Here is a 12,851-nt window from a genome sequence, read left to right as displayed (position 1 = left end):
CACCAACCACCTCACCCACCTCCTCACCACCATCGCCAACCACCCCCACCAACCCCTCACCCACACCACCCCCCTCACCCCCCACGAACAAGAGATCCTCACCACGACCTGGAACACCCGGCAGGACCGAGCACCCGGCGCGGATGTGACCATCCACCGGCGCTTCGCCGAGGTCGCCGAACGCCGGGCGGATGAGCCGGCGTACCTCTCCGCACGCGGAGACCTCACCTTCGGCGAGATCGACAGCAGCGCGAACCGCCTCGCCCACCTGCTGCTCAAGCTCAGGGGCACCGCGGCCGGGCCGGCTGCCGAGCGCCCTGTCGCGATCCTCATGGACCGCTCCACCGAACTGCTGGTGTCCATGCTCGCCGTGCTCAAGACGGGCGCGCCGTACCTGCTGCTCGACGCCCGTTCGCCCGTCGGCCGCCTGTCCGCCGTGCTCGCGGAGAGCGGCGCCGAGCTGCTCCTCACCGCCCCGCTCACGGAGGACATCGGCTGGCGCCCGGAGCTCGCCCCGACGGTCCGACAGCTGGAGTTCGCCCGGCTCGACCTCGACGCCGAGCCCGGCACCGCGCCCGACGTCGAGGTCCATCCGGACCAGCTGGCCTATGTGATGTACACATCGGGCTCCACGGGAGTCCCCAAGGGCGCGGCCCTGACCCACCGCAATGTGCTGCGCCTGGTCGAAGCGGACCCGTACGAGCCCGCCCCCGGCCGTGGCGACCGCATGCTCTTCCACTCGCCGCACGCCTGGGACGCCTCCACCTGGGAGCTGTGGACGGCACTGCTGCGCGGCCACCAGGTGGTCGAGGCCCCGCCCGGCCGGCTCGGTGTCCAGGACATCGCCCGCCTGGTCACCGAGCACGCCATCACCCGCATGTGGCTGACCGCCGGCCTGTTCAGGCTCATGGCGGACGAGCACCCGCGCGCCTTCGCCCGTATGCGGGAGGTCTGCACGGGCGGTGACGTGGTACCCGCCACGGCCGTCCGCAAGGTCTTCGAGGCCTGCCCGGACCTGGTCGTGGTCGACGGCTACGGACCGACCGAGGCCACCGTCTTCACCACGCACCACCGGATGCGTGCCACGGACACGGTCCCCGACAATGTGCCCATCGGCGGCCCGATCCCCAACATGCGCACCTATGTCCTGGACACCGCCCTGCGCCCGGTGGCGATCGGCGTGACCGGCGAGCTGTACATCGGCGGCGAGCAGGTCGGCCGCGGCTACGCGAACCGGCCGGACCTCACCGCCGAGCGGTTCGTGGCCAGTCCGTTCGGGCCGGCCGGGACCCGTATGTACCGGACCGGGGACCTGGCGCGCTGGCGGGCGGACGGCACACTGGAGTTTGTGGCCCGGGCGGACGCCCAGGTCAAACTGCGCGGCTTCCGGATCGAGCCGGCCGAGATCGAGGCGGCGCTCGCCGCGCACCCCGCGGTCGGACACCACGCGGTCGTGGTTCGCGAGGACCGCCCGGGGGACAAGCGGCTCGTCGCCTATGTGACCCGCGCCGACAGGGGCGGTACCCCGGCCGGCACCGACCGCGGCGGGGAGCGGGCGCTCGGCGAGGAGCTGCGCCCCCACCTCCAGCAGATCCTCCCCGACTACATGGTGCCTTCGGCCTTCGTCGAGCTGGACGCGCTGCCGCTCACCACGAACGGCAAGCTCGACCGGGACGCGCTGCCCGCCCCCATCCGCCCGGAGGCGGCACGGACCGCCCCGCGGAACGCCCAGGAGGAGACGCTCTGCGCGCTCTTCGCCGAGGTGCTCGGCACGGACGAGATCGGCGTCCACGACAACTTCTTCGAGCTGGGCGGGCACTCGCTGCTGGTGGCGCGGCTGGCCGGCCATGTACGCACCGCCTTCGGTGTGGACCTGCCGCTGCGCTCCCTGTACGCGGCCCCGACCCCCGCCACGCTCGCCTCGGCGCTGGGCGAGGGGGCCGTCGCCCGGGACTTCGCCTTCCGCACCGTGCTGCCCCTGCGGGAGACCGGCAGCCGCACCCCGCTGTTCTGTGTGCACGCGGCCGGAGGCCTGGCCTGGCGGTACGCCGAATTCCTGCGGCACATCCCGAAGGACTACCCGGTCTACGGGATCCAGGCCGCGGGCTTCCTCGAGGACGGGCTGCCCGAGTCGCTGGAGGAGATGGCCGCCGCCTATGTGCGGGCGGTTCGCGAGATCCAGCCGAACGGCCCGTACCGACTGCTCGGCTGGTCCTTCGGCGGGCTCGTGGTGCAGGAGATGGCCGTGCAGCTCGCGGAGCAGGGCGAGGCGACCGAGCTGCTGGCGTGCCTCGACTCGTACCCCGCGACCGACGAGGAGCGTGCCGAGGTGCCGGACCGGGAGGACGTCGTCCGCAGCCTGTTCGAGGTGATCGGCATCGACCCGGACGCCGGTGTCCCCTCCGAGGGGAGCCGGCCGGACGGGCGGCCGGAGGGCACGGCCGCCCAGGACGACGGGCGCGCATCCGACACGGAGGGCGCGCGGGATGTCCTTCGGGACGCCGGCGATGCCTTCGGCCGACTGCTCGGCGATCGGCTGGACGCTTTCGTGGAGATCACCCGGAACAACATCGGACTCAGGCAGCGCTTCCGCCCCCGCCGCCACGAAGGCCCCATGACCCTGGTCGTGGCGGAGCACCAGGACGCTTCCGCCGACGAGCTGGTCCGGCTCTGGGACCCGTACCGCACAGGCCCGGTCGACGTCCGGTACGTCGCCTGCTCCCACGCGCGGATGATGGACCCCGGTCCCGTATCCGACATCGCCGGTCCCCTCGCCAAGACCCTCGAAATCCTCGACGAGACGCCGACGGCCGCGTCGGAAGGAACGGAACGATGAAGGACCTCTACGACATCGGTGAGCTGCCGCCGCTGGGCACGGTGCCCACCCATATGCACGCGGCGCTGATCAGGCCCGAACGCTATGGCGAGCCCTCGCGGGCGATTGCGACGGAGGTCGTTCCCGTACCCGAGGTGGCACCGGGCAAGGTGCTGGTGCTGGTGATGGCCGCGGGCGTGAACTACAACAATGTCTGGGCCTCGCTCGGCAGCCCCGTGGACGTCGTCGCGGCCCGCCGGAAGGCCGGTCAGCCGGAGGACTTCCATATCGGGGGGTCCGACGGCTCCGGCATCGTCTGGGCCGTGGGCGAGGGCGTCGAGCAGGTCAAGGTGGGCGACCAGGTGGTCATCGCGCCCGTCGTCTGGGACGAGACCGCCGCTGACATCCGGCTCGGCGCCGACCCCATGACCTCGACCAGCGCCCTGGCGATGGGCTATGAGTCCAACTATGGATCCTTCGCCCAGTTCACACTGCTGGACGAGTACCAGTGCCACCCCAAGCCCGCCCGGCTGACCTGGGAGGAGGCGGGCTGCTTCATGCTCACCGCGGCGACCGTCTACCGCCAGCTGCGGGGCTGGCCGCCGCATGTCGTGGAACCGGGCGACCCCGTCCTCGTCTGGGGCGGGGCCGGCGGACTCGGCTCCATGGCCATCCAGATCGTCCGGCAGTTCGGCGGCATACCGGTGGCGGTGGTGTCCGACGAGGACAAGGCCGAGCACTGTCTGCGCCTCGGAGCCCGGGGCGTGATCAACAGAAAGGAGTTCGGCCACTGGGGCCGGATTCCCCCCGCCGACGACCCCGTCGCGTACGCGGAGTGGCTGAAGGGCATGCGCGCGTTCGGCCGGGCCTTCTGGGACGTACTGGGGGAGCGCCGGTCGCCGCGCATCGTCCTGGAGCACCCGGGCGAGGACACCATCCCCACCTCGATCTATCTGTGCGACAGCGCCGGCATGGTGGTCACCTGCGGCGGCACCAGCGGCTACCAGGGCGACGTGGACCTGCGCTTTCTATGGATGCGGCAGAAACGCTTCCAGGGTTCCCACGGTGCGAACACCGCCCAGTTCCGGGCCGTGGCGGAGCTGGCCGCGCAGGGCACGCTGGACCCCTGTATGTCGCTCGCCGTGCCGTTCTCCGGGATCCCCGGCGTCCACCAGCTCATGTACGAGAACCGGCACCCCTCCGGGAACATCGCTGTCCTCGTCGGCACCCCGGAGCCGGGCCGGCGCGATGTGCCCCGGCCGGCGCGGGCGCGGACATCCGCCTGATCCCCTCCGCGCACTTGTGGCCCCGTACCCCTCGCGACGACCCAGGAAGTGACCAGACAGTGCCCACACCCGCCGGCCCCGAAGCCAGCCCCGAAACCACCACCGTCACGCCCACGACCCCCGGGCCGACCAGCCCCACGAGCCCTACTGGCCCCACGACGGCGCCCCCGACGGCACCCGCGACGCAGGCCGGCGGCAAGCTGGCCATGTTCGGCGGAACCCGTACCGTCCCGCGCACAGCACGCATCGCGAAGTGGCCGATGGTGACCGAGGAGGACGAGGAGGCGGTGCGCCGCGTCCTCGCCTCCGGCCGGTTCACCCTCGCCGCCCACGGCGAGGAGGAGATACCCGCCCTGGAACGGGAGTGGGCCGCCGAGGCCGGCACCCGGCACTGCGTGGCGGTCGCCAACGGCACGGCCGCCCTGAGCCTCGCCCTGGCGGCGGTCGGAATCGAACCCGGGGACGAGGTGATCGTTCCGGCACTCAGCTTCGTGGCCACCGCGGCGGCGCCCATGCACCTGCTGGCGGTGCCCGTATTCGTCGACATCGACCCCGAGACCTTCAATATGACCCCGGCCGCGGTGGAGGCCGCGATCACCCCGCGCACCCGCGCCGTCGTCGTCGTCCACCTCCACGGCCTGCCCGCGGACATGGACGAGATCAACGCCGTCGCCCGCAGACACGGACTCGCGGTCGTGGAGGACGCGGCCCAGGCCCACGGCGCGCACTACCGGGGTCGCCCGGCGGGCGCGCTCGGCACGGTCGGAACCTTCAGCCTCAACGTGAGCAAGAACCTGGCCACGTGCGGCGAGGGCGGTCTGGTCACCACCGACGACGAGGGCCTGGCCAGGAGGATCGCGGCGCTGCGCCAGTTCGGCGAGCTGTCGGGCACGGACACCCCCCGCACCTACATTTCCCACATGCTCGGCTGGAACAACAAGCCCAACGCGATCCAGGCCGCGTTCACCCGCAGCCAGCTGCGCCGCTTCCCCACGGACCGCCGACGGCGCGGGGAGAACGTCCGGCCCCTCCTCGACCGGGTCGCGGAGCTGCCCGGGTTCCTCGCCCCCCACCATCCCGCGGACCGCACCCACGCCTGGCACATCCTGCGCTTCCGTGTCGTCCCCGCCGCCTTCGGCCTGGACGAGCGGTACGCGGGGCCGCTGCGGGCGGCGGTGCAGCGGGCGCTGCGTGCCGAGGGGGTGCCCGCCGCCCCGTACCAGTCCCTGCCGCTACCCTCCCAGCACGCCTTCCGGCCCGACGGCGGCTTCGACGCCTGGCCCTGGCGGCTGGCCGGCACCCGGCCGCAGCCGGGCGGTCCCGACGCCTTCCCGGCGGCCTTCCGCGTGATCGATGACTCCTTCGCCATCCAGAAGGCCCATCTGCATCCGGACGCCGGCCCGCTGCTCGCCCACTACGCGGACGCCTTCGAGAAGGTCTGGCGGAACCGGGAGGGCCTGGCGCGGCTCGCCGCGACCCTGCCGTACACCCCTCCGTGGGAGGAGGCGTCCGCCGCCGGCCGGACCGAGTGGGAGAACGCCTTCGCCTCCTGACCGGCGGCGGCCCCGCGTCCGTCCGCTACCGGACCCAGCCGCGCGCGGTGGCCAGAACCCCGGCCTGGAAGCGGCTCTTCGCGCCGAGCTGGGCCGTCAGCTTCGCCGTGATCCGGCGGCTGGTGCGCACCGACACGCCGAGCTTGCGGGCGATGGTGTCGTCGGTGTACCCGTCCGCCAGCAGCTGGAGAATGGCCGCCTCCTGGGGCGTCAGCTCCTCTTCCTGCTTGGCGGCGCACCCGCTCTCGGAGTTGATCGGCGCGGCGGCCTTCCACACCTGCTCGAACAGATCACACAGGGCACTGACCACGCCGGTGCTGTGCAGCAGCATCGCACCGGCCCGGGTCGTCTCCGGGTCCAGCGGCAGGATGGCCGTCTTGCGGTCGTAGATCACCATGCGGGGCGGCAGGACGGCGGCGGTGCGGACCTCGGCGCCGGACTCCACCAGCCAGCGTGCGTAGTCCAGGGTCGGGCGGTCGTTGACGATGCTCTCCAGGTAGATCGTGCGCATCCGTACATTGCGGGCGAGCACCTTGCTGTCGAGCGGTCGGCTGGCCGCCATGTTCGCGGCGGACTGGGCCCCGGCCGGAGCGAAGCCCATGATGTCCGAGGAGCACTTGGCGGCGAGGGCCTCGATCTTGAAACGGATGCGGTCGATATTGGTGAGCCGCTCGACGTCGGGGTCGTTCCGACCCTGCTTGGTGCGCTGGATATCGGCTATCACCTGGTGAAGTGCCGCGCGGCTGGCGGAGATCCGCTCCTGCTCCCGCAGCAGATCCGCTTCCTGGCGGGCGAGCAGCGACGCGAGCCCGACCTCCGGGTCGACCGCCCGCACTTCGCCCGGGGCGTCCCAAGAGGGCCGGATCAGCATGAGTCGGCCCAATTCGTCCAGGCAGTTCCCCATCTCCTGCGCTTCGAGGCCGAGCCGGCCCGCGAGTTGCTCGACGTCGGCCTCAGGGTGTTTGAGCATCTCCCAGTAGACGGCTTCCGATCTGCTTTCCAAACCCAGCCCCGCGAACACCTTTGAGATCCCCCTTGCGTCCACTCCCGGCGATCCGGTAGTCGATCAAGTTCAACCAGACAGACACCCCGCAGTCAACCGATGATCTTGAAAGAGAGCTCCCGCTTGGGGGGATTGGCAGCTTGCTGTCCGGGAGAGGTCCTGACACCCCTGCTCATGGCCATCGCCGACCGCGGCGACAAGACTTCCTGTGTCGCGGGGCTGACGAGCGGCGAGGACCTGGTCCCGGAGTACCGCCGCCCCCTCAATCGGTCTTCGGGCCCTCTTGACCACGGTGGGGAGCATGGGCACGACTGGTAATCTTCGGCCTTCGTCCGTCGCACAGTCCGGGAACCGACCGGTACCGGGCGGGATTCTGGGCACCCGTGGAGCGGGGCTCCCACGGTGATCCGTTTCCTGTGGCGCACCGTGCGGCCCTTCCCCGTGGCCCTGGTGGTGCTGGTCCACCTCCAGATCGCGGCCGCCGCCGCCGGACTGCTGCTCCCGGACCTCCACGCGCAGATCATCGACCGCGGAGTCATGGCCGGATCCACCGGACACGTCCTCCGCCTGGCGCTGGGCATGTTCGGGCTGACCGTCCTCCAGGTCGTGCTCGCCATAGGGGCTGTCTACACCGGTGCACGGATCGCCCTGGCGGCCGCCCGCGACCTGCGTGCCTCACTGTTCGAGCGGGTGCTGGAGCTGTCCTGCCAGAGGTTCGCCGGGTTCGGCACGCCGTCGCTGCTGGCGCGGACCACGAACGACGTCCAGCAGGTGCAGCGTGTCCTGATGATGGCCCTCGCGGTGGTGGTGACGGCCCCCGCCACCTGGATCGGCGGCGTGGCCATGGCCGTCCGCCACGACGCGCACCTCGCCTTGATCGTCCTGGCGGTGGCCCCCGTACTCGGCTCGCTGACGGCGGTCGTCATCCGCCGCATGCGCCGCTACTCCCACGCCGTGCAGTGGGGCGTGGACGAGGTGAACCGCGTGGTGCGGGAGCAGCTCGGCGGCCTGCGGGTGATCCGCGCCTTCGCCAAGGACGTCCAGGAGCAGGAGCGATTCGGCCGGTCGAACGCCGTCCTCACCGACGCCTCCCTCGGGCTCGCGCGTCATACGGCGCTGCTGCTCCCGGTGACCGCGCTGGTGTCGAACCTCGCCGTCGTCGCCGTGCTGTGGATCGGCGCCGGCAGACTCACCGACGGGACGATCCAGGTGGGTACGCTGGTCGCGCTCATGTCCTGGCTGACCCAGGTCTTCGGCGCCTCGGTCCTCCTCGTCGCCCTGTTCGTCGTCGCCCCCCGCGCCGAGGTCTGCGTACGGCGGATCGGCGATGTGCTCGCACCGCGGCCGGGCCTCGACAGCCCGGCGCGGCCGGTCCCGGCACCGGCGCGGCCCGCCCGGCTGGAGGTCGGCGGTGCGGCGTTCGGCTACGACGGGGCCGAGCAATCGGTGCTGCACGGGGTGGACCTGACCGCGTCCCCCGGCGAGACGGTCGCCCTGGTCGGCCCGACGGGCAGCGGCAAGTCGACACTGCTGGCGCTCGTTCCCCGGCTGCTCGATGTGACGGGCGGGACGGTACGTATCGGAGGCGTCGACGTGCGCGAACTCGACCCGGCGGTGATCACCCGGGCCGTCGGACTGGTCCCGCAGAAGGCCCATCTGTTCTCCGGGACCGTCGCGACGAACCTGCGGTACGGGAAGGCCGACGCCACCGACGCCGAACTGTGGCACGCCCTGGAGGTCGCGCAGGCCCGCGAGTTCGTGGAGCGCATGGACGGCGGGCTCGACGCGCCGGTCGCCCCGGGCGGAACCAATGTCTCCGGGGGGCAGCGCCAGCGTCTGGCCATCGCCCGCGCACTGGTGCGGCGCCCGGACATCTACCTCTTCGACGACGCCTTCTCGGCCCTGGACCACATCACCGAGGCGGCACTGTGCGCGGCGCTGGACCATGAGACCCGCGACGCGATCGTCGTCCTCGTCTCGCAGCGCGCCTCCACGGTCCGGCACGCCGACCGCATCGTGGTCCTGGACGAGGGGCGCGTCGTCGGCGAGGGCCGGCACGAGCAGCTCATGGCAGGGAACGCGACCTACCGGGACATCATGGTCTCGCAGCTGATGGAAGCGGGGACGGCGTGAGGACGGGCCGACGTATCCAGCGCGGCCGGCCGGACCTGCCGCCCGGGACGGACAAGCGCGGCCGGCCGGACCCGCGGCCCGGGACGGGCAAGGTCTCCGGGAAGGGCGGATGGCCGGGGGGCCGGTCCACGGACCTCCGCCTCCGGGGGAACGTCCGCAGACTGCTGGGGATGATGCGGTGCGAACCGCGGCTGCTCCACGGAGTGGCGGCCCTGGGCACCATCGCGGTGACGATGGCGACGGCGGGGCCATGGCTCCTGGGCCGGGCCACGGACTCCGTGGTCGCCGGGGACGGGCCGGAGGAGGTGGGCACCCTGCTCGCCCTCGCCGCCCTGGTCCATGCGGCCGACGGGCTGTGCCGTGTCCTCCAGGGCCGGTGGACGGTGCGGCTGGCGAACGGCGTCGCGTACCGACTGCGTGCGGACAGCCAGGCCAAGACGGCGCGCCTGCCGCTGTCGTACTTCGACCGGTCCAGCCGCGGCGATGTGCTGAGCCGGGTCACCAACGACATCGACAACATCACCCTGATGATCCAGCAGGTCATCGGCAGCTTCGTCAACGCGCTGCTGACCGTGGTCGGCGTGCTCGCGGTGATGGTCTGGATCTCTCCGCTCCTGGCGCTCGTCGCCCTGGCCTCCGTGCCGCTCGCCCTCTTCGTGTCGGGGCGCGTCGGCGCACGGTCCCAGCCGCATTTCGTCCGGCAGTGGGCCTCCACGGGAGCGCTCACCGCACAGGTCGAGGAGACGTACAGCGGTCATCTGCTCGTCAAGGCCTTCGGCCGGCAGCGGCAGTCGGTACGGGAGTTCGCCGAGGTCAACGACGCCCTCTACCGGGACGGTCTGCGCGCCCAGTTCATCAGCGGCATCCTGCAACCGCTGATGATGCTCGTGTCCCACCTCAACTATGTGCTGGTCGCGGTCGTGGGGGCGGTGCAGGTGGCCTCCGGCTCACTGTCGATCGGCCAGGTCCAGGCGTTCATCCAGTACTCCGGCCAGTTCTCCGTCCCGCTGACACACCTGGCGGGGATGGCGAGCATGGTGCAGTCCGGTGTCGCCTCCGCCGAGCGGGTCTTCGAGCTGCTGGACGCGGAGGAGCAGACCCCCGACCCCCGGCTGGCGGCCGTGCTGCCGAGGCCCGTACGGGGCCGCGTCACCATGGAGGAGGTCTCCTTCCGGTACGCGGCGGACCGGCCGCTGATCGAGGACCTGTCGCTGACGGCCGAGCCCGGCCACACGGTGGCGATCGTCGGACCGACCGGCGCGGGCAAGACCACACTCGTGAACCTGCTCATGAGGTTCTACGAGGTGACGGGCGGCCGGATCACCCTGGACGGTGTGGACATCACCCGGCTGCCGAGGGACGGGCTGCGTTCCGAGATCGGCATGGTCCTTCAGGACACCTGGCTCTTCGGCGGCACCATCGCCGAGAACATCGCCTACGGCACCGCCCGCCGGGAGGTGGCCCGCACCGAGATCGAACGGGCCGCGCGCGCCGCGCACGCGGACCGGTTCATCCGCACCCTGCCCGATGGCTATGACACGGTGATCGGCGAAGAGGGCGGCGGGGTGAGCGCGGGGGAGCGACAGCTGATCACCATCGCCCGGGCGTTCCTGGCCGACCCCGTGATCCTCGTCATGGACGAGGCCACCAGCTCGGTCGACGGCCGCACCGAACTCCTCATCCAGGAGGCCATGGGCCGCCTGGCCGCGGGCCGTACCTGCTTCGTCATCGCCCACCGGCTCTCGACCGTGCGCCACGCCGACACGATCCTCGTCATGCGGGACGGCTCGATCGCGGAACAGGGCACGCACGACGAACTGCTCGCCGCCGGAGGCATGTACGCCGGACTCCACAGCGCCCGGTTCACACCGGACCGCCCGCCCGCCGCACCCCGAACCACCTGACGGAAAGAACGCCGCCATGCTGAGTCGCATTCTTGTCTGCGAAGAACTGCCGCTGATGAGAGAGGGGTTGCACACGCTCCTGGACGCGCTGCCCGACATCGACGTGCTCGCTTCCACGGGGAGCCAGATGGAGACGGTGCAACTGGCCCGGACACACCGGCCCGACGTGGTGCTCATCGGCGTGTCCGAGGTGGCGACCGCGGTACGCCTCGTGCGCCGCATCGGCGACGAGACCCGTACGCCGGACGCCGTGCCCGGGGCGGTGGTCTTCCACCTCAAGGGCGACGACCAAGGCGTGGCCGCACTGTTGCGGGCCGGCACCCGGGGCCTGCTGAACCGGGACGCCACCAGCGCCGAGGTGATCGCGGCGACGCGCGCGGTGGCGCGCGGCCGGGCCGCGGTGGGCCCGGAGGTCGTCGACAGCCTCGTCGAGTGGTTCCGGGACGGCGGTGCCGCGCCCCGGATGGATCCCGGCCCGGAGGCGGGGTCGCTGACCGGCCGGGAGCGGCAGGTCCTCTCCCTCATCGGCCGGGGTCTGTCGGTGGACGATGTCGCCGAGGACCTGTACATCGGCGTGAGCACGGTCCGTACCCATCTGCACCGCATCCGCCATAAGGTCGGTCTGCGCGACCGGGCCCAGCTCGTCGCCTTCGCCCATCGCACGGGCCTGGTGCGCCACGTGGCCTGACGGCTCCGGTCCACCACCGTACGGGGGAGCGCACGCACGCGCGGGGCATGGCGATGAACGCGCGCCCGTGCGGCCCCCTGTCCGGTTTCCTGTCGAAGGCGGTGTCCCCGTGCCGGCCTGCCCCGGCGGTGGACGGGCGGTGGCATCGAGGTGGCGGTGTGCGTCAGTGCTTCCAGACGGTCGCACGCCAGGTCGTCGGGTTGCCGGCGCCGTCGGTGCCGACGGCGAATCCGGCGACCACTCCGTCGTCGTTGATCGCGAACGCCGCGGCGTAGGGGCCGAGAGGCGACGGCGGCAGCGGGACGACCGTACCGTCGGGCTTCCACAACAGGGCCTTGTCCAACGCGGGATTGCCGGCCGGTGGCCACGCGTACCCGACGGCCGTCCCCCGGTTGTTGATCGACAGCACCTCCCCGGCCGCCTCCGCCGGATTGGCGAGCACGGTCCGGGTACCGTTCGCGTTCCAGCGGGCCGGGTCGCCGTTCGGGTTGTCCTCCAGCGAGGCCCCCACGGCGGTGCCCGCCCGGTTGACGTCGTATCCCCGCCCGCGCCCGGCGTCGCGGACGGTGCCGTCGGCCGCCCACACCAGGACCCGGTCGTACGCCGTGCTCCCGGCGAGCCGCCCGTGACCGAAGACCACGCCGCTGTCGGTGATCCGGCTCGTCCGGGCCCCGGCGAACCCCGCCGGGAGGGGCAGCGCGCTCACGACACCCGCCGCGTTCCAGCGCACGGGGTGCGCGGGGCCACCGGTGCCGTCCCGCCTCTCGGTCCACCCGACCGCCGTGCCGGCGTTGTTGACCGATGTCGCGGTGCCGCTGTTGTCGCCGGGCAGTACGGGCAGGTCGGTCCTGCTGCCGTCGGACCGCCAGCGCAGGGGGTGCGAGCGGTTGTCCGCCCCGGACGCGTCGCCGACCGCGACCCCGGCGTTGTTGACGGCCGCCGCGTTGCCGCCGGCAGACCCGCTGGGAAGCGCCAACCGCGCCGGGGCGGCGCCCGGTCTCCAGCGGACGGGGTGGGATTCGGACGGGCTGTTGTAGGACAGGCCGACCACCCAGCCGCGGTCGCTGAGCGCGGTCGCGCGGCTGAACCGCTCACCGGGCAGCGGCGCCAGGCGGGTGTAGCCGGGGCGGTCGGCGTTCCACCGGATCGCGAGCGGCCCGTCGGAGCCCTCCACGTAGTACTCGCCGACGACCGTGCCGCGGCTGTTCAGCGCCTTGACGAAACTGTGGATTCCTCCCGGCGGGATCGGCAGAAGCCGTGCGGCCGACCGCCGTTCGGAGGGCTCGGCCACCGCCACGGTCGCCGAACCCAGCAGGAGGAGGGAGGTTGCCGCCGCGGCGGCGAGGGTCGCAGGTCGGGAAACGCGTAAGCGGGCCATCGGACACTCCTGCTCTCGTCGAGGACATCGACGTACCAGTGCATGGGTCTTTCGTCTGTTCCAGGCCAGTAAGAGGCCCGCACCGCAGCTC

Annotated in this window: 8 protein-coding genes; 6 read left to right on the top strand and 2 right to left on the bottom strand. The window is 72.2% G+C overall.

Annotated elements, in window-relative coordinates:
- The 3 genes from ABT354_RS27180 to ABT354_RS27170 all read left to right on the top strand — a co-directional run.
- Positions 1-2,836, top strand: a 2,836-nt coding sequence (locus tag ABT354_RS27180) for a non-ribosomal peptide synthetase (protein WP_351498424.1), incomplete at its 5' end; no start/stop codon positions are given.
- Complete coding sequence (gene ccrA / locus ABT354_RS27175) at positions 2,833-4,101, top strand: crotonyl-CoA carboxylase/reductase (RefSeq protein ID WP_351498421.1); 1,269 nt, start codon at positions 2,833-2,835, stop codon at positions 4,099-4,101. The genes ABT354_RS27180 and ccrA, both read left to right, overlap by 4 nt.
- A gap of 260 nt (positions 4,102-4,361) precedes the next feature.
- A complete protein-coding gene (locus tag ABT354_RS27170) occupies positions 4,362-5,654 on the top strand; it encodes a DegT/DnrJ/EryC1/StrS family aminotransferase (protein WP_351498419.1) in 1,293 nt (430 codons plus the stop codon).
- A gap of 25 nt (positions 5,655-5,679) precedes the next feature.
- Here ABT354_RS27170 and ABT354_RS27165 read toward each other — a convergent pair whose 3' ends face one another.
- Positions 5,680-6,657, bottom strand: coding sequence for a helix-turn-helix transcriptional regulator (locus tag ABT354_RS27165; protein ID WP_351498417.1), 978 nt, complete (start codon positions 6,655-6,657; stop codon positions 5,680-5,682).
- Between the two features lie 402 nt (positions 6,658-7,059).
- Between ABT354_RS27165 and ABT354_RS27160 the strand changes: the two genes are divergently transcribed.
- The 3 genes from ABT354_RS27160 to ABT354_RS27150 all read left to right on the top strand — a co-directional run bounded on the left by ABT354_RS27160 (position 7,060) and on the right by ABT354_RS27150 (position 11,382).
- On the top strand, positions 7,060-8,790 hold the full coding sequence (locus ABT354_RS27160) for an ABC transporter ATP-binding protein (protein ID WP_351498415.1): 1,731 nt from the start codon (positions 7,060-7,062) through the stop codon (positions 8,788-8,790).
- A 170-nt stretch (positions 8,791-8,960) separates the two neighbouring features.
- Positions 8,961-10,694, top strand: coding sequence for an ABC transporter ATP-binding protein (locus ABT354_RS27155; RefSeq protein ID WP_351498413.1), 1,734 nt, complete (start codon positions 8,961-8,963; stop codon positions 10,692-10,694).
- 16 nt (positions 10,695-10,710) lie between these two features.
- Positions 10,711-11,382 carry a LuxR C-terminal-related transcriptional regulator gene (locus ABT354_RS27150; protein WP_351498411.1) on the top strand — a complete coding sequence of 224 codons (672 nt, stop codon included), beginning with the start codon at positions 10,711-10,713 and terminating at the stop codon, positions 11,380-11,382.
- 163 nt (positions 11,383-11,545) lie between these two features.
- On the opposite strand, the gene ABT354_RS27145 is transcribed toward ABT354_RS27150, so the two are convergent.
- Positions 11,546-12,760, bottom strand: a complete 1,215-nt coding sequence (locus ABT354_RS27145) for a hypothetical protein (protein ID WP_351498409.1) — start codon at positions 12,758-12,760, stop codon at positions 11,546-11,548.
- Between the last annotated feature and the right edge of the window lie 91 nt (positions 12,761-12,851).

This window comes from Streptomyces sp. NPDC000594, assembly GCF_040299965.1.
Lineage (GTDB): Bacteria > Actinomycetota > Actinomycetes > Streptomycetales > Streptomycetaceae > Streptomyces.
Note: the sequence above shows the minus strand (reverse complement) of the source record. Positions and strands in the feature narration are given on the sequence as shown.

Excerpts from the sequence above, each read along its gene's own strand:
- ABT354_RS27170 (WP_351498419.1), top strand. The coding sequence starts at position 4,362 with ATGGTGACCGAGGAGGACGAGGAGGCGGTGCGCCGCGTCCTCGCCTCC.
- ABT354_RS27155 (WP_351498413.1), top strand. The coding sequence starts at position 8,961 with ATGATGCGGTGCGAACCGCGGCTGCTCCACGGAGTGGCGGCCCTGGGC.
- ccrA (WP_351498421.1), top strand. The coding sequence starts at position 2,833 with ATGAAGGACCTCTACGACATCGGTGAGCTGCCGCCGCTGGGCACGGTG.
- ABT354_RS27150 (WP_351498411.1), top strand. The coding sequence starts at position 10,711 with ATGCTGAGTCGCATTCTTGTCTGCGAAGAACTGCCGCTGATGAGAGAG.
- ABT354_RS27145 (WP_351498409.1), bottom strand. The coding sequence starts at position 12,760 with ATGGCCCGCTTACGCGTTTCCCGACCTGCGACCCTCGCCGCCGCGGCG.